General features: G+C 42.9%; 19 protein-coding genes and 1 tRNA gene. 17 read left to right on the plus strand and 3 right to left on the minus strand.

The features are described from left to right. The first annotated feature begins 21 nt into the window (after window positions 1-21). The 15 genes from ppaX (at window position 22) to GZ22_RS18925 (ending at window position 14,148) form a co-directional block, all read left to right on the plus strand. Window positions 22-693: a pyrophosphatase PpaX gene (gene ppaX / locus GZ22_RS15955; RefSeq protein ID WP_038564612.1), complete on the plus strand. Its 672-nt coding sequence runs from the start codon at window positions 22-24 to the stop codon at window positions 691-693. Next, on the plus strand, window positions 665-1,174 hold the full coding sequence (locus tag GZ22_RS15960; protein WP_038564615.1) for an acyltransferase: 510 nt from the start codon (window positions 665-667) through the stop codon (window positions 1,172-1,174). Before ppaX ends, GZ22_RS15960 begins: the two co-directional genes overlap by 29 nt. Before the next feature lie 31 nt (window positions 1,175-1,205). Continuing rightward, on the plus strand, window positions 1,206-1,748 hold the full coding sequence (locus tag GZ22_RS15965) for a glycerol-3-phosphate responsive antiterminator (protein WP_038564619.1): 543 nt from the start codon (window positions 1,206-1,208) through the stop codon (window positions 1,746-1,748). A gap of 275 nt (window positions 1,749-2,023) precedes the next feature. Further along, entirely contained in the window at window positions 2,024-2,866 is an 843-nt protein-coding gene (locus tag GZ22_RS15970; protein ID WP_051748382.1) for an MIP/aquaporin family protein, read from the plus strand. Then, a complete protein-coding gene (glpK, locus tag GZ22_RS15975) occupies window positions 2,866-4,356 on the plus strand; it encodes a glycerol kinase GlpK (protein WP_038564620.1) in 1,491 nt (496 codons plus the stop codon). The genes GZ22_RS15970 and glpK overlap by 1 nt, the downstream gene beginning before the upstream one ends. Before the next feature lie 198 nt (window positions 4,357-4,554). Beyond that, the gene (locus tag GZ22_RS15980; RefSeq protein ID WP_038564621.1) at window positions 4,555-6,237 is read left to right on the plus strand and encodes a glycerol-3-phosphate dehydrogenase/oxidase; all 1,683 of its coding nucleotides are present in this window, start codon (window positions 4,555-4,557) and stop codon (window positions 6,235-6,237) included. 123 nt (window positions 6,238-6,360) lie between these two features. Continuing rightward, window positions 6,361-7,368, plus strand: coding sequence for a tetratricopeptide repeat protein (locus tag GZ22_RS15985; RefSeq protein ID WP_051748384.1), 1,008 nt, complete (start codon window positions 6,361-6,363; stop codon window positions 7,366-7,368). A 92-nt stretch (window positions 7,369-7,460) separates the two neighbouring features. Further along, window positions 7,461-8,414 (plus strand): thioredoxin-disulfide reductase, encoded by a 954-nt coding sequence (gene trxB / locus GZ22_RS15990; protein ID WP_038564623.1) that lies wholly within the window; start codon window positions 7,461-7,463, stop codon window positions 8,412-8,414. Window positions 8,415-8,706: 292 nt separating this feature from the next. Further along, complete coding sequence (locus tag GZ22_RS15995; RefSeq protein ID WP_038564626.1) at window positions 8,707-9,174, plus strand: NUDIX hydrolase; 468 nt, start codon at window positions 8,707-8,709, stop codon at window positions 9,172-9,174. Window positions 9,175-9,188: 14 nt separating this feature from the next. Then, window positions 9,189-10,070, plus strand: a complete 882-nt coding sequence (gene rapZ, locus GZ22_RS16000; RefSeq protein WP_038564631.1) for an RNase adapter RapZ — start codon at window positions 9,189-9,191, stop codon at window positions 10,068-10,070. Continuing rightward, on the plus strand, window positions 10,070-11,014 hold the full coding sequence (locus tag GZ22_RS16005; RefSeq protein ID WP_038564634.1) for a gluconeogenesis factor YvcK family protein: 945 nt from the start codon (window positions 10,070-10,072) through the stop codon (window positions 11,012-11,014). The genes rapZ and GZ22_RS16005 overlap by 1 nt, the downstream gene beginning before the upstream one ends. 30 nt (window positions 11,015-11,044) lie before the next feature. Further along, complete coding sequence (whiA, locus tag GZ22_RS16010; RefSeq protein ID WP_038564637.1) at window positions 11,045-11,995, plus strand: DNA-binding protein WhiA; 951 nt, start codon at window positions 11,045-11,047, stop codon at window positions 11,993-11,995. Between the two features lie 109 nt (window positions 11,996-12,104). Further along, complete coding sequence (locus GZ22_RS16015) at window positions 12,105-12,371, plus strand: HPr family phosphocarrier protein (protein ID WP_038564640.1); 267 nt, start codon at window positions 12,105-12,107, stop codon at window positions 12,369-12,371. 123 nt (window positions 12,372-12,494) lie between these two features. Next, complete coding sequence (sppA, locus tag GZ22_RS16020; RefSeq protein WP_038564642.1) at window positions 12,495-13,502, plus strand: signal peptide peptidase SppA; 1,008 nt, start codon at window positions 12,495-12,497, stop codon at window positions 13,500-13,502. A 13-nt stretch (window positions 13,503-13,515) separates the two neighbouring features. Further along, window positions 13,516-14,148 (plus strand): RDD family protein, encoded by a 633-nt coding sequence (locus GZ22_RS18925; RefSeq protein WP_245609684.1) that lies wholly within the window; start codon window positions 13,516-13,518, stop codon window positions 14,146-14,148. A 45-nt stretch (window positions 14,149-14,193) separates the two neighbouring features. On the opposite strand, the gene clpP is transcribed toward GZ22_RS18925, so the two are convergent. After that, on the minus strand, window positions 14,194-14,781 hold the full coding sequence (clpP, locus tag GZ22_RS16030) for an ATP-dependent Clp endopeptidase proteolytic subunit ClpP (RefSeq protein ID WP_038564644.1): 588 nt from the start codon (window positions 14,779-14,781) through the stop codon (window positions 14,194-14,196). 300 nt (window positions 14,782-15,081) lie between these two features. On the opposite strand from clpP, the gene GZ22_RS16035 reads away from it, so the two are divergent. Then, on the plus strand, window positions 15,082-15,888 hold the full coding sequence (locus tag GZ22_RS16035; protein ID WP_038564647.1) for a manganese catalase: 807 nt from the start codon (window positions 15,082-15,084) through the stop codon (window positions 15,886-15,888). A 417-nt stretch (window positions 15,889-16,305) separates the two neighbouring features. Beyond that, a tRNA-Arg gene (locus GZ22_RS16040) sits at window positions 16,306-16,381 on the plus strand. A 59-nt stretch (window positions 16,382-16,440) separates the two neighbouring features. On the opposite strand, the gene GZ22_RS16045 is transcribed toward GZ22_RS16040, so the two are convergent. Further along, complete coding sequence (locus tag GZ22_RS16045; RefSeq protein WP_038564652.1) at window positions 16,441-16,626, minus strand: hypothetical protein; 186 nt, start codon at window positions 16,624-16,626, stop codon at window positions 16,441-16,443. A gap of 303 nt (window positions 16,627-16,929) precedes the next feature. Then, entirely contained in the window at window positions 16,930-17,760 is an 831-nt protein-coding gene (locus GZ22_RS16050; protein WP_038564655.1) for an SMI1/KNR4 family protein, read from the minus strand. Window positions 17,761-17,915 lie beyond the last annotated feature (155 nt).

Raw genomic sequence — 17,915 nt, forward strand, 5'->3', positions numbered from 1 at the left:
AAATAGAGAGGCGAGTGCGAAATGTCAATTACAACATTGTTGTTTGACCTTGATGGAACGCTGATAGATTCAAATAGTCTGATTCTAGCTTCGTACACTGCTACTCTGGAGCAGTATACGGGGCGGACGTATGAACGGGAAGAACTGCTTCCGTTCATTGGTCCTCCTCTGAAGGATGTGTTTGAAAATATCGATCCTGTGAGAGCGGAAGAAATGATTGCAGCATATCGGGAACATAACTTGAAGCATCATGATGCTTACGTTGAAGCGTATCCGTATGTGGCTGAAACTCTGCAGCAGCTCAAGCAGGCAGGTTTTAAGCTGGGTATCGTAACTACGAAGATGCGCGACACAGCTGAGCGTGGTCTTCGGGTATGTGGGCTTGGAGGATTGTTTGATGTGGTAATCGGGTATGATGATATCACACACGCAAAGCCTCATCCAGAACCAGTTCTGAAAGGTCTTGATGCACTCGGAAGCTTGCCTGAGGAAGCGATTATGGTTGGAGATAATTATCATGACATCGAGTCTGGTAAGAATGCTGGCACGAAAACTGCTGGCGTAGCTTGGTCGATCAAAGGCAAGCAGTCCTTACTGGCTTATGGGCCGGATTATATGCTGGAGGATATCCGTGACCTACTCGATATCGTAAAGGAAGAAGCGCATGCGGAAAACGGAAAGCTATCCCGTTAAAGGATCGAACTCGCTTTGGCAGCTTTATAAAACAGTTTCTTTTTGGAAAGTAGTAAGAAACTTCATTGTGATCCAATTCGGCCGCTATACACCCTTCCTTGCTTTGAAGAGTAGGTTGTATAAGACATTCCTAGGGATGAGAATAGGTAAAGAAACAGCGCTAGCTCTCATGGTTGTGCCTGATTTTCTCTTTCCGGAACGGATCACGATTGGTAGGAATACAATTATCGGCTACAATACGACGATACTGGCGCACGAGTATTTAACTACTGAATATCGTCTAGGTGACGTCATCATCGGGGATAATGTGATGGTAGGAGCTAATACGACGATACTGCCAGGTGTCACAATAGGCGATGGAGCGATCGTCTCCGCTGCCACACTTGTACATCGGGATGTGCCTCCTGGTGCGATGGTTGGCGGAAATCCGATGCAAGTGATTTATACAGCAGAACAACGAAAGAACAAGCAGACAACTTAGTGTGTCTGCTTGTTTTATAAGGAGGAATAGAATGGATTTAGGACAGCGTATTTTGCCTGCAGCCCGTAATGAAAGAGATTTTGACGAATTGCTTAATCGGGAAGATATGCAGATGATGGTCCTGCTCGAAACAAGAATTGCACAGCTTCCTTCTCAAATCAAATATGCGAAAAAAGCGGGTAAAAAGGTATTTCTGCATGTGGATTTGATACAGGGATTGAAGACGGACGACGCAGGTATGGACTTTGTCTGTCAGCGTCTGAAACCTGATGGCGTCATATCGACGAGAACGAATGTAATTCATGCAGCTAAAAAATATAAGATAACTGCAGTTCAGCGATTATTCTTAATTGATGGCCATGCATTGGATCACAATCTTTCTTTGATCAAGAAAACACAGCCGGATTTTATAGAAGTTTTACCGGGGTTAATTCCTCATATGATAAAAGAAGTATCCGAGCAAGTGGGCATCCCGGTCATCGCAGGTGGGCTCATTCGGACCCGTGAAGATGTGGATTCTGCATTGGAAGCAGGTGCGACAGCGGTTTCAACTTCTAAAAAAAGTTTGTGGTAAGTTGTTGACACCGCTTTCAAATAGGTGTAAAGTCTACCTATAAGTTAATATCAATGATCGGAGATACGGAGAATCCATTACCTTTTTAGTACACGCCAAGGGGCATACTATGTTATATTAGGTGATGGATTTTTCTTATCCAAAAGACAGCGCTTCCTGGTAATATTTTTAGGGTGATTGTAGCTATTTTCTATCATGCTTCTAGGGTGCGGTTGATTTGGACGCTTAATGAAAGCGCTCTCCGAAAAAATTTATCAATAAAGGGGACAATCACAATGAGCATCTTTGCAGCTGAAACAATCGGCACAATGGTACTAATACTCTTCGGGGGAGGAGTAGTAGCAGTAAGTAACTTGAGCAAGTCCAAAGGAGAAGGCTCAGGTTGGGTTGTAATTACTATCGCATGGGGTCTTGCAGTAGCAATGGGTGCTTATGCAGTAGGCGGCTTCTCGGGAGCACATTTAAACCCAGCAGTAACACTTGGTTTAGCGATTAACGGAGCTATTGAATGGAATGTCGTACCGACATATCTCGCAGGTGAAATGGTTGGTGCATTTCTAGGTGCTGTACTCGTATTCTTAGTATATTTACCGCATTGGGCGAAAACGTCAGACCCGATGGCAAAGCTATCTGTTTTTGCTACAGATCCGGCAATTGATAGTCCTATTTCGAACATGTTGACAGAAATCATTGGCACTTTCATCCTAATGCTTGGTATTCTATTCATTGGAGGCAACTCTTTAGCAGAAGGATTTAATCCATTATTGACAGGTTTACTCATCGTAGTTATTGGTATGGCGCTTGGTGGTCCTACTGGATATGCTATCAACCCTGCCCGTGACTTAGGTCCGCGTATCGCGCATGCATTGCTGCCGATTCCGGGCAAAGGTTCTTCTAACTGGAAGTACGCTTGGGTTCCAGTCGTAGGTCCATTGCTTGGTGGTGCATACGGTGCATATTTCTATATCGGATTTTTCAAGGAAGACTTGCAAGTAGGTTTCTGGATTTTATCTGCTGTCATCTTAGCTATCATTATCGTTGCAGTCCGAGGGGAACTTGCGAAAGCTAATGCAGAAGCAGCAGCGACTAATGGTGCAAAAACAAGGGGGATTAAGTAATGGAAAAATTTATCATGGCACTTGACCAAGGTACAACAAGCTCACGCGCGATTCTTTTCAACCACAATGGGGACATTGTGGAAACAGCACAAATGGAGTTCGAGCAATTCTTCCCGCAATCCGGCTGGGTTGAGCATGATGCGAACGAAATTTGGACATCAATTTCTGCATGTATGGCAGAAGTACTTCGTAAAGCGGATATCGACGCGAAACAAGTTGCGGGTATCGGTATTACGAACCAACGTGAAACAACAGTCGTATGGGATAAGAACACTGGCCGTCCGATTCATAAAGCGATTGTTTGGCAATCCCGTCAAACAGCTGACATCGTAAATGAATTGATCGAAAAAGGTCACAACGATCTATTCCGTGAAAAAACGGGTCTATTGTTGGATGCTTATTTCTCCGGTACGAAAGTGAAATGGATCCTGGATAATGTAGAAGGCGCACGTGAAAAAGCAGAGAATGGTGACTTGCTGTTCGGTACAATCGATACTTGGCTTGTTTACAAGCTTTCCGGCGGTAAAACGCATGTTACTGACTATTCCAATGCTGCTCGTACATTGATGTACAACATCCACGAACTTAAATGGGATGATGAGTTATTAGATATCCTTGAAGTACCTAAATCAATGCTTCCAGAAGTAAAACCTTCTTCTGAAGTGTATGCTAACACAATCGATTATCACTTCTTCGGTGAAGAGGTACCAATCGCTGGTATCGCTGGTGACCAGCACGCTGCTTTATTTGGTCAAGCTTGCTATGAGCCAGGTATGGTTAAAAACACATACGGCACAGGCTGCTTCGTCCTTATGCATACTGGTGAAGAAGCTGTAAAATCTGATCATGGGCTATTGACTACAATTGCTTGGGGCCTTGATGGAAAAGTAGAATACGCGCTAGAAGGAAGTATCTTCGTAGCAGGTTCTGCAGTTCAATGGCTGCGTGATGGCTTGAAAATCATCGAGTCTTCTCCAGATAGTGAGCGTCTAGCTACTAGTGTTACCGATAATGGCGGTGTTTATGTAGTGCCTGCCTTCGTTGGTCTTGGTACACCATATTGGGATAGTGATGCACGCGGTGCTATGTTTGGTATCACACGCGGAACAACTGGTGCGCATATCACACGTGCAACATTGGAATCTCTTGCATTCCAATCCAAGGATGTTGTTGACGCGATGATCGAGGATTCCGGTATCGATGTGAAACAGCTTCGTGTTGATGGTGGTGTCGTGAAAAACGATTTCCTTATGCAGTTCCAAAGCGATATGCTTGATGTAGATGTAGAACGTCCAGTCATTCAGGAAACAACAGCCTTAGGTGCTGCCTACTTGGCTGGTTTGGCTGTCGGCTACTGGGAAAGCCGCGATGAGATCGCCAACAAATGGCAGATCGATCGCACGTTCAAACCGAATCGCTCCAAAGAAGAAAAAGATCAGCTCTACGCAGGCTGGAAAAAAGCTGTGGAAGCGACACGTACTTTCAAGTAATATAACTTTTCAAATCGGACTGAGCATGTTATACTGAATTCACAAGTTAATGATTCGGCCCGAGACTTTGGAGAGACCGTAAATATCTATACATAGTATGGATTATTTGCGGTCTCTTTTTGCTTTCTATACATGACTTCTACACTATTGGGGTATAGAAATAATGGGAGCGCTGAATCTAAAAAGGAGTGTTCATGCATGACTGTTTTCTCTAGTAAAAAACGTAATGAAATTTATGCAAATTTAACTGATAAACCTCTAGATGTTCTTGTAATCGGTGGGGGGATCACTGGTTCAGGTATCTCTCTTGATGCAAGAATGCGCGGAATGAACGTAGGTCTTGTTGAAATGCAGGACTTCGCAGCGGGAACTTCTTCTCGTTCAACAAAATTGGTTCACGGTGGTTTGCGCTACTTGAAACAATTTGAAGTGAAAATGGTTGCTGAAGTTGGTAAGGAACGTGAAATCGTTTATGAAAATGGTCCTCACGTAACTACACCAGAATGGATGCTGCTTCCTTTCCACAAAGGCGGAACAATGGGTCCATTCATGACAAACATTGGTTTGCGTGTGTATGACTATCTTGCAGGCGTTAAAAAAGCAGAACGTCGCACAATGCTTAAACGTGATGAAGTATTGGAAAGAGAACCACTAGTTAAATCAGAAAACCTTCTTGGCGGCGGTCGTTATGTTGAGTACAAAACAGATGATGCGCGTCTGACTCTTGAAGTTTTGAAAAAAGCTGTGGAAAAAGGCGTTCATGCGATTAACTACACGAAAGTAACTGAGTTCATTTATGATGCTGGTGGTAAAGTGACTGGTGTCGTAACAGAAGACCTTACAACTGGTGAAAAGCATCGTATCTTCGCGAAGAAAATTGTAAATGCCGGCGGTCCTTGGGTTGATACACTACGTGAAAAAGATGGTTCTAAAAAAGGTAAAACGTTGCATCTTACAAAAGGTGTTCACTTAGTATTTGATGGCGAGCGTTTCCCATTGCGTCAAGCAGTATACTTCGATACTCCAGATGGCCGGATGGTATTCGCAATACCGCGTGAAGGTAAGACATATGTTGGTACAACAGATACAACATACAAAGGTGATATCAAGCACCCTGTAATGACTGTTGAAGATCGTGATTATATCATTGATTCCGTTAACTATATGTTCCCGACAGTTGAAATCACAAAAGATGACGTAGAATCCAGCTGGGCAGGTCTTCGTCCGCTTATCCAGGAAGAAAACAAAAAACCTGGTGAGATTTCTCGTAAGGATGAGATCTTCGTTTCTGACAGTGGTTTGATCTCTATGGCTGGCGGTAAGTTAACTGGTTACCGTAAAATGGCAATTGAAGCAGTAAACATTGTTGCTGATCAGTTCAAGAAAGAAGAAGGCATTCTTTATTCCCAAGCTGATACGAAGCATCTTCCAATTTCCGGAGGAGAAGTTGGCGGATCCAAAGGCTTTGAACGTTTTAAAGAGCGTAAAGTGGATGAAGGAAAAGCTATCGGTCTTTCTGCTGAAGATGCACTTAAGATGGTAAGCCGTTACGGAGCGAACGTAGATAAAGTATTCGAACGCTTCGAAACACTGAAAGATGAAGCAAAAGCTGCTAACATCGATCCGCTTGTATTCGCACAGCTTCGTTATGCAATCGAAGAAGAGCTAGCATTCAAACCAGTCGACTTCTTTGTTCGACGCACAGGTGCTTTGCTATTCAACATCAACTTTGTTCATACAAACAAAGATGCTGTTATCGATTACTTGGCTGAAACGTTAGGCTACTCTGCAGAGCAAAAAGCTGAGTACACTCGCGAGCTAGATGTATTGGCGAAAGAAGCAGTTGTACCGGTTAAAGAAGACGACTTGCAAACTGTGTAATCTTTCTCATCAAGAATAGACTGTTTCCCTTAGGGGGAGCAGTCTTTTTTTCTTCAAGTGTAGGAGCAGATGTGGAAATATGGTATACTTCTTGGGATATCTAAAAGCAGTAGGAGGAAACACATGCAAACGCTGGAACCAGCAGAGCAGCAGGCAGGACCGTCAAATATCATCCCCTTCATTCCTGAAGGAGATTTCTATTATAAAAAGGGCGTAGAAGCCTATCGGAACGGTAAGCTGGACAAAGCTATGAAATGGCTTAATAAAGCAATCGAAATGGAACCGACGGAAGTGATTTATCACTGCCAGAAGTCGGTTATTTTTACGGAAATGGGATCGTTCCATAAAGCGATCTATATACTAGATGACATCATTAAAGAGCATGGAGACGATTACGCGGAATGCTTTTATTTGCTTGCCCATAATTATTCTAAGCTTGGATATATGCACGACGCAGAAAAGTACGCTAACTTGTACTTGGAAATGGATCCGGAGGGAGACTTTCGGGAGCAAGCTGAGGAACTATTGACGTATGTGGAAGCTGAGGAAGAGGACGATGAGCTATGGACAACAGAGGAAGAAGATGAGCTCATCATGTTCCAGGAATCGGCATTTTATTATTTAGAGCGGGAAGAATGGCAGTTTGCTTTGCCGATTCTGGAAGAAATGATGAGCATGTTTCCGGAACATATGCTGGCGAAGCATGAATTTGCCAAAGCACTTTTCTTTTCTGGTAATCAAAAGGAAGCAGTGCGAATGGAAGAAGAGCACCTGTTGAGTGAGCAAGTCTCTGTCTACACACATGTGAATCTTGCTATGTTTTACCATGAAATGAATCAATTCGACCAAAGAGATGAACATTTGCGCTTACTTCGCAATATTTTTCCTATCCATGAAGAGCAGCATTTACGTATTGCGTGCACTTTTTCTATGACAGGGCACTATGAAGACGCTGTCGAACGCTTCCTTCACCTGGATAAAAGACGTGTGAAAGGACATGCTTCCTATTATAAGTGGTTCAGCTTGGCCGCGAAGAAAGCTGGCAACGGAGCATATGCTGAAAAGCTATGGCAGGAAGGCAGCCGCAGATTCAGCCATCTGACAAAAGAAGACTTTTATTGGCTGTCTTAAAGCTATAGGCAGAAAGATGGACGTTACGCACAGAATCTTATATGCTAACGAGTAGATAAAACGACTGATAAAGAGGAAAGGGGTTAATTTATATGACTGAAGAAAGAATTTATGACGTAATCATTGCAGGTGCGGGACCAGCTGGTATGACAGCAGCAGTCTACACTTCACGTGCGAATCTTGATACGCTTATGCTGGAAAGAGGTATTCCGGGCGGTCAGATGGCGAATACAGAAGATGTAGAGAACTACCCTGGTTATGATTCCATCCTAGGACCTGATCTTTCCAATAAGATGTTTGAGCATGCGAAGAAATTCGGTGCAGAATATGCTTACGGAGATATTAAGGAAGTGAAGGACGGCAAGGAATATAAAACAGTGGTTGTAGGAAACAAAGAGTATAAAACACGCTCTCTTATTATCACGACAGGTGCGAAGTGGAAAAAGCTTGGTGTACCGGGCGAAGATGAATTGAGCGGACGCGGTGTTTCTTACTGTGCTGTTTGTGATGGAGCTTTCTTTAAAAACCGTGAGTTAATCGTAGTGGGCGGAGGAGACTCTGCTGTCGAGGAAGGTGTTTACCTGACTCGTTTTGCTGAGAAAGTTACAATCGTACACCGGCGTGACAAATTACGTGCACAGCCAATTTTGCAGCAGCGTGCTATGGCAAATGAAAAAGTTGAGTTCATTTGGGATACAACTGTTGAGGAAATCAATGGCGAAAACAATAAAGTATCCAGCGTAACGCTTTTGAATCAGCGCACTGGAGAAAAATATGAAAAATCTGCTGATGGTGTGTTCATCTATGTCGGAATGGTACCATTGAGCGAACCATTCCAATCTCTTGGTATCACAAATGATCTTGGCTATATTCATACGAATGAACGTATGGAAACAGCTGTACCTGGCGTTTTCGCAGCTGGAGATATTCGTGATAAAGAGCTTCGACAAATCGTGACAGCAACAGGAGACGGCAGTATTGCTGCTCAAGCTGCTCAAGGTTATGTAGAAACTCTAAAAGAAGAGCTGAACGCAATCGGCAAGTAATAGGCTCGGCCATTCCTTGTAAATGATTCTTAATGCTGCTGTAACATGGGCGACATAATCATTTGCTATACTGGTTTTAACTAATTGACCCCCTTTTAATAGATAAATTAGTTATTGGCATAGGTGTCTCGGCACCTATGCATTTTTTTTTGTTCTTTTAGGGATTATCGGCGATTTTTGGTAAAGACTTAGGAAACATAATACTGTTTGAAGATAAACAGAAATAGTATAATATAGAGTGATGTGTATAACGAACCAACATGTCCACTTACACAGAGAAAGAGGTGGAAGCATGCAACGTGTTGCAAACTGCATTTTGGCAGTTGATGACAAAGTTCTCTTATTGAAGAAACCGAGTAAAGGATGGTACTCAGCACCTGGCGGAAAGATGGAGCTGGGCGAGTCCGTCAAAGAAACAGCTGTCCGGGAGTTTTGGGAAGAAACAGGATTGACTATACATGAACCCGAGCTTCGCGGTACGTTTACTTTTGTTATAAAGAAAGGCGAAAAAGTTGTACATGAATGGATGATGTTCACCTTCTTCGCTGAGGAATATACTGGTAATCTGCTTGAAGAAAGCCAGGAAGGTAAGCTGGAATGGATAGATAAAAAGAAAATCAAGGATTTGCCGATGGCTGAGGGAGATCGTGATATATTCGCCCATATGTTCAACACAGATGAGCCATTGTTCGGCACATTCGTCTACACGGAGGATCGCCAGCTGCTGCAATCAAAGCTGGATCCTACGACACCAGAATAAAACGGGGGATACGTATGGAGAAACAGTTAAATGAAACCAAGCTCGTCATCATTACAGGCATGTCCGGAGCAGGAAAAACTGTTGCCGTTCAAAGCTTCGAGGACCTGGGTTACTATTGTGTGGATAACTTGCCTCCAGCACTATTGCCAACATTTCTTGATTTGATGCGAGATGCTGCTAATGATATTAAAAAGGTAGCGCTTGTCATGGATTTACGAGGCAGGGAATTCTTCGATTCTTTATTTGAAGCATTGGACAAGCTGACACAGGAGAATTGGTTGGAACCGCAAGTATTATTCCTCGATTCAAAGGATGAAGTGCTCGTAACCAGATATAAAGAAACGCGCAGGACGCATCCGCTTGCGCCGGAAGGTCTTCCGCTTGAAGGTATCCAACAGGAACGTGCATTGCTTGATCAAATGCGTGGCAGAGCACAATTCATCGTGGATACATCGACTTTGAAGCCAAAGCAGCTCCGCGAGAAGATTATGAGACGCTTCAAGGATACCAATTATGAAGAGTTCACGGTGCAGATGCTGAGTTTTGGTTTTAAATACGGGCTTCCAATTGATGCGGATCTCGTCTTTGATGTCCGTTTCCTTCCAAATCCTTTCTACGTGGAGAATCTTAGACCGCAGACGGGCTTGGATGAACCTGTTTCCTCATATGTATTCAAGTGGTCTGATACGCATACTTTCTTACAGAAGCTTGAGGATATGCTTACTTTCATGCTGCCTCAATACAAGAAGGAAGGTAAAAGTCAGCTTATTATAGCTATCGGCTGTACAGGCGGACAGCATCGTTCAGTAGCCATCGCAGAGTATTTGGCTAAACGATACAGTGATAACTATGCGACGCATGTGACGCATCGTGATGTAGAAAGGAAAAGCCACTGATGACAAGGAAGAAAATAGTTGCCATTGGGGGCGGAACAGGCATGCCTGTTCTGCTGCGAGGACTAAAACAGCTTCCTGTCGATCTTTCTGCAATTGTCACGGTAGCCGATGATGGCGGCAGCTCAGGTAAACTGCGTACCGAGCTGGCAATGCCGGCACCAGGGGATATCCGGAATGTCATTGCTGCATTGGCCGATGCAGAACCGATGCTGATTGACTTGTTCCAGCATCGATTTAAGGATGGAAATGGATTGTCAGGTCATTCGATGGGAAATCTGCTGCTGGCAGCGATGACCTCTATTTCCGGAGATTTTTATAATGGTATCAAAGAAATATCACGCGTACTTAAAGTAAAGGGCAATATCTATCCGATTGCCAATCAGAACGTCGTACTGCATGCAGAGATGACAGACGGTGAGATTGTGACAGGGGAATCTAATATTCCTCTTGCAAATAAACAGATTAAACGAGTATTTGTCAGTCCGCTGCCGGTCAAGCCATTGCCGGATGCCATTGAAGCAATCAAGCAAGCTGATTTAATCGTTATCAGTCCAGGAAGTCTCTACACGAGTGTTATGCCGAATCTGATTGTTCCGGAGATTGAGAATGCCTTAAGAGACGCACCAGGCAAGGTTGTCTACGTATGTAATGTGATGACGCAATACGGCGAAACGACGGGCTATACAGCAGGAGATCATATTCAAGCTATACATGATCATATTGGAGCTGATATTGTCTCGACGATCGTCGTCAACAATAGTCAAATTGAGCAAGACATTCGTGAAAATTATGCAGAAGAGCATGCTGAACCAGTCGTTTATGATATCAGCCGCTTAAAGTCTTTGGGACTTGAAGTGGTCGAAGCGGATATTATCGATCATGATCAGCGCAAGCTCCGGCATGATACACATAAAATTGCTAAGCTGCTTTACGCAATGCTGTAAAAGCGAGGCACGAGAAAGGGGGAGAGCTTCGTGAGCTTTGCATCAGAAATAAAGAAGGAATTGACGACCATTCCAATCGAAATGACGGACGTAAAAAGTGAGCTTGCAGCTTTGATCCGGATGAACGGCTCTGTCTCCTATTCGAGACAGGAATATATGCTGGATGTCCAGACAGAGAATGCGGCCATCGCAAGGCGTATTTATACGCTACTGAAGGCAATCTATCAGCATCCAATCGAACTGCTCGTTCGTAAAAAGATGAAGCTGAAGAAAAATAATGTCTATATCGTACGATTAAATAAACAAGTGGATGACCTGCTGCGCAATCTTGAAATTCTGGAAGACAAATTCACTTTTGTCCGCACAATTAGCACATCCTTCACTGATACTGCTGAGAAGCGCAGGGCGTATTTGCGTGGTGCTTTTCTTGCAGGAGGTTCAGTAAATAATCCGGAAACATCTTCCTACCATTTAGAGATATTCAACACACACAAAGAACATAGTGATGCGCTTTGCGAGCTGATGAATACATTCGATTTGCATGCCCGCAGTACGGAGCGTCGTAAGGGCTTTATTACTTACTTAAAAGAAGCGGAGAAAATCACGGAATTTCTCAATATCGTAGGTGCTCACAGCGCTTTGTTTAAGTTTGAAGATGTGCGTATTGTACGAGATATGCGCAACTCTGTTAACAGGCTTGTTAACTGCGAAACAGCGAATCTCAACAAGACGATTGGCGCAGCTTTCCGCCAAGTCGAGAATATCAATTTCATCAAAAATACAGTTGGTATTGGCGCATTACCGGATAAACTGCAGGAAATCGCTGAGCTTCGTGTCCAGCATCAAGATGTTTCACTGAAGGAATTAGGTGAACTGGTTTCCACCGGAAAGATCAGTAAATCCGGTATTAATCACCGCCTGCGTAAAATAGATGAATTCGCTGACAGACTTCGTAATGGGACATCAGTAAAAAAAGCATAAGCAGGTATAAAGCGGATATAGCATGTGGTATACTTAGAAGACACTCAAATGGGTGTTTTCTTTTTCAATGTTTTGATAGCGCTTACTTGGAAGATGGGAGGAATCACATGTGATCCAAAAAACCTTGCGTGTCACCCTGGATACTGGTTTGCAAGCCAGACCCGCAGCAAGCTTCGTCCAGCAAGCCAATCGTTTCAATGCCTCTGTGTTTGTAGAAAAAGGGAACAAATCGGTAAACGCAAAAAGTATTATGGGTTTGATGAGCCTGGCTATAGCCCAAGAAGAATTGATCACCTTGAAAATCGACGGTTCAGATGAGGTGGAAGCAATGGAGGAGCTCACCGCCTTCATTACCACGCCATCGGCAGCTAGCTGATTTTCCCACAGAAAAGTCCTGAATTATTCAGGGCTTTTTTTTTGCTAATATGTGGTAACTGAAGCTATCCTAGTGTAGGCTATGTATTGTAAGATTTTTATAAGATGGAAAGGAGTTTATATTTTGAACGCAAAACGATGGATCGCAATCGGAATCGCAGCTGGGCTGCTCGCCGCATCGGTCGGTTTCCAAACCTTGTTCGCTGTGATTAATAGCAACTTCACAGAAGCGATTGATTCAGCAACAGGAAGCACTTTTATGAGTGAAGAAATTGTTGAAGACGGAGATATGACAAATCGGATAGCGGTGCTGAAAGTAGACGGCACAATTCAAGATACTGGAGAAGAATCTTCTCTATTGGGAAGCGCTACATATAACCATACAGCCTTTTTAGAGCAATTGGAACAGGCGGGTATGGATGACACAGTCGGCGGTGTCATCATCGAAGTGAACAGTCCTGGAGGCGGTGTCGTCGAAAGTGCTGAAATTCACGATAAAGTAGTAGAAGTACAAGAGGAATACGGAAAGCCTGTGTATGTATCGATGGGGAATACAGCGGCATCTGGCGGCTATTATTTAGCGGCAAGTGCAAATAAAATCGTCGCTCACCCAGCTACACTGACAGGATCAATCGGCGTTATCATGTCTACACTCAATTACGCAGAGCTTGCAGATAAAATCGGTATCAAAGAGGAAGTTATCAAGAGCGCTGAGCATAAAGACATCATGTCTGGAGCAAGAGAAATGACGGACGAAGAGCGGGATATCCTGCAATCCATCATTGATGATATGTATGCTGACTTCGTCCAAGTCATTGTAGACGGACGCGGTATGCCGGAAGATCAAGTACGTGAACTTGGAGATGGACGTGTGTATTCCGGTAAACAAGCAATGGAAAATGGTCTGGTCGATGATCTTGGAGATCTTGAAGATACTATCGCTATGATGAAAGAAGAGCAAGGACTTGAAAATGCGGAAGTATTCGAATATACAGGAGATGGCTTTGGTATGGGCTCCTTCTGGGCAACAGCAGCTGAAGGTCTGTTTGTTTCCGATTCTGATTTGCTCGGTATCAAGCAGCTGATGGGCAAATCGAACTCACCTGAAGCAATGTATCTATATACGGAATAGGAGGCGTTAGATTATGGATAAAGAGAAACGTGAGCATCCAGAAGAACTGACGTCATCCGATCAGGATTATTCCAGAACAGAGATACCTGAAACAACGGAAACTGACGAACATACAGCGTCAGATAATACATCGGATGCCTATGAAAATACGTATCAAGAAAATCGAGTTGCTGATAAGGAGATAAAGAATCACCGACAAGAAGAGATTCCTTTATCTCCACTAACAGGTGAACAGCGATATGCAGGCTTTTGGATGCGATTTTGGGCTTATATTGTGGACCTTATAGTTGTATTCAGTTTGACGGGTTTGATCGTCAAACCATTCACTATGATCGATTCATTTCGTGAAGCTACGCTTTGGCTTTGGAGTGTCAGCGGTTTGCTTGGCGGAGTAATATTCTTTGCTTATTTCCTGTTCATGACCAAATGGCGCGGACAGACACTAGGCAAAATGATATTTGGCCTTCGAGTTATTCGGAAGGACGGTGAGCGGCTGTCCTGGTCTGATACACTTATCCGGGAAGTAGTCGGTCGTTTTATTCATCGTCTGCTATTTCTGTTTTTCCTTTATGCAGTAGTAGCTTTCACACCAAGGAAGCAAGGCTTGCACGATATGTTCGCTGACACACTTGTTATCCATGAATGAAAAAAGCCATCCAGCATAAATTGCTGGATGGCTTTTTCTTATGTCTTAAACAGGTTTTTTCTCCATTACTTTGTCGATCAAGCCGTAGTTTACTGCTTGTTCAGCTGTAAGGAAGTTATCACGGTCTGTGTCGCGCTCGATTACTTCAAGCGGCTGTCCACTGCGTTCTGCCATGATTTCGTTTAATTTCTTTCTCATTTCGATGATACGACGAGCATGTATTTCGATATCACTTGCTTGTCCTTGTGTACCACCTAGCGGCTGGTGAATCATAACTTCACTGTTTGGAAGTGCATAACGCATGCCTTTTTCACCGGCAGTCAATAGGAATGCACCCATGGATGCAGCCATACCGATGCAGATAGTAGATACTTTAGGCTGGATGAACTGCATTGTATCATAGATAGCCATACCTGCTGTAATAGATCCGCCTGGTGAGTTGATGTATAGGGAAATATCTTTTTCTGGATCCTCTGCTGCTAGGAATAACAGCTGGGAAACAATGCTGTTGGCAACATTATCATCGATTGCGCTGCCAAGCATGATGATCCGGTCTTTAAGCAAACGGGAGTAGATATCGTAAGCACGTTCTCCTCTGTTTGTCTGTTCAATAACTGTAGGAATTAGATTCATGGTAGATCCTCCTTTGGATATGAGCTCATTATTCTAAGTAATGACTAACCTTATATTACCTAAAAGGTCAATAAAGGTCAAACAAAATACTTACTTTCTTTCGCCTATTCCATGCTTCCCTAGTTAGAAGGCAAATAAACGCTAGAAATAGAGTCTCTCGTTAAGTTTGACTTTCAATAGATAAACTCCTGCAAGCTGGTTTATTTTTCATTTAAATTACATCATTAGGAAATAGTTTAGAAAATTTACCAAGGTGGAATGTAAACAACTGAAACCAACTAAACCCTAGGAGGTAACAACATGTTCCATCATCAGAAAGTACTTCAGTACCCAGCGAAACCAGACAAGCCAGATGCATTGTTTGCAAAACAAATGCAGGAAATCCTTGGAGGTCAGTATGGCGAAATTAGCGTTGCCCTTCAGTATCTCTTCCAAGGTTGGAGTGCTCGTGGTGAAGAAAAATATAAAGATTTGATCATGGATACAGCAACTGAGGAAATTGGTCACGTTGAAATGATTGCAACAATGATTGCTCGTCTTCTTGAAGGTGCACCAGTAAATGAACAAGAAGAAGCTGCGAAAAATCCTGTTATCGGTGCCATTTTAGGTGGTATGAACCCACAGCATGCGATTGTTGCCGGCCTAGGGCCTCGTCCGACAGATAGCAACGGTGTGCCATGGAATGCAGGGTATATCATCGCAAGCGGCAACATGCTCGCAGACATGCGCGCGAATATCAATGCAGAGTCTCAAGGTCGTTTGCAAGTTGCACGTCTATATGAAATGACAGAAGACAAAGGTGTTCGCGACATGCTATCCTTCCTTCTGGCTCGTGACTCCATGCACCAAAACCAATGGATTGCTGCTGCTCGTGAACTGGAAGAGAAGAACGGTATCATCGTACCTGGCTCCTTCCCGAAAGAACTCGAAGCAGACAACTTCTCTCATAGCCTGATCAACTTCTCAGAAGGTGAAGAGTCCAAAGAAGGCAGCTGGGCAACCGGTACAGCTCCTGATGGTGGTCAATTCAACTACGAAGAAGCTCCAACAGCCCATGGTGAAAAACAAGAGCTAAATCCAGCACCAGACTTTATGTATCCAAAATAAGCAGAAGCTAGAATATAGCTAAAGCATAAATGCAAAAAAATGAATAATATTCCTGAGCATCGCTTCGGCAGAACACTCCGCTTTCCACGGGCACGGCCTCAGCCTCCTCGTGGAGAAACCGCCACTGCGGGGTCTTCAGCTCGCGCTGTTCCCGTAGGACAAGGAAAGCTTCGACAGCTTCACTTTGCACGAAGAAAATTGGTTGGTATTTTCGAGGAGTCTACGTGTTCTGCCTACGCTAATTAATTGTACAAATGAAAAACCCGAACTTATACAAATCTTCGTGTGAAGACTTGTAATATAGTTCGGGTTTTCATCTGGTTTAAACACTTTTGTCCCAGCCTCTTTCTATTTAAAAAGAACTTGCTTATACCTGCAGTTTAACGTATAATAATCGTTGTCACATTAATTACATATGCGCTCGTAGCTCAGTCGGATAGAGCGGTGGTTTCCGGTACCACGTCTGCCGGGGGTTCGAATCCCTCCGAGCGCGCTAATAAATACAGTAATAGCAAGGGTTCTGGCAGTTTGCCACCCTTGCTATTTTTTTGTCTAAAAGCAGTTGCAAACATTTTGCAAACCTTCTTGTTCCGAAATAAATTCACCAAAAAGCTTGCCGCCTACTTTACTAACAATAGCAATTGCAGGAGGGATTAAGAAAGCCCATGAAGCTGTTACTCTATCGCTTTCAACAGGATAAATTTCTTGACCTTCAAGAGAGGAATTATCATCTTTCAAGAATCTACCATTCTGAAAATCTTCATCACTTATTTCATCTTCAGTAAGTTCCTCTTCAGGTTGCTCTAGTGTAAATTCATCATCTGAATCGCCAATTACAATAATGACCGGTGTTCCAACTGATTTTGTACCTACATTGCTCTCGCTGGATTGAGCATAAGTAGGACCTATAAATCCTAGAAATAAAACTATTGATAAATAGAGAAAAGAGCTTATTAAACTTTGACTTCATCATACACCTCATAATTTTTTTAGCTGCCGACATTAGATGATATTACCATAGATGTAAAAAAAGAAAATATGCTATTGCATATTTTCTTTAATATCTTCCATATAAGACTTAACATCAGGATCATTATCACGATCGTAAATTACAATTGCTTTCATAAGAAGTTTTGAATCGACTTCTTCGGAGCTGTATTCGACGATGTCTAATAGTAATTCAGCGGCTCTAATACGAATGTCAGAATGGTTACTTTTACTGAGGTCTATTATTTTCTCGGTAACCCAATCATAATCGTCTGAGGTGCTGTAAAAGATAATTCCATGTAATAACTCTTCTAAGTTATCCTCTTCAATATACTTGTCAAATATCTTTGTATCTGACCATTTTTGTTGCTCTTCTAAGTTTGCAGCATCTGTTTCATCTGAGAAATCATAACTATCTTCTTGATAGAGATTTGCTATGAACTCCTCGTAGTTATCTGCTACCAGATGTCCTTTAAGATTGCCTTCTGGTTCGAATATCTTTACAGATGGATTCTCATTCTTACTCGAATAATCAAAGTAGTAGAAGGCAGTATCTTCACTCATGGCGAAAATAACAATTTTCTTTGCAGGGAACTCCCATTCTTTAACAAGATAATCGGTATCCAGAATCCCTTCCTCATCTCTAAGGCCAAAGATGAGATAAACGTTTGCGTAATCATAAGCCCATGTTGTAGGAACATCAGTAGGTAACGAATTTAATACAGGCCTGCCGCCATTCTTTTCGATTAGATGTGATTTATATAGAGAAGGAAGTAGGATGCCTCTTTGGTCTTCATATTTTTTTAAGTCTGAAGCAGAAACTTTTAATTCTGGAAAATAATTTTCTGTTTCAATGCTCTGCCAAAGTTTGGTGCTTTGAGCCATACTATTGCCCCCCTAAGAAATACATGGAAACCATAACAGAATATACAAAGGATTAATATATAAATATAGAATAAATAACAGACAAACTAGGTACTAAATTGTTAAGAGTTGCTACAGCTGCTGGACTATTATAAAAAGGCAGCTCCTGGGAGGCT

It is taken from the genome of Terribacillus saccharophilus, assembly GCF_000725365.1.
In the GTDB taxonomy this organism is placed as follows: Bacteria; Bacillota; Bacilli; order Bacillales; family Amphibacillaceae; genus Terribacillus; species Terribacillus saccharophilus.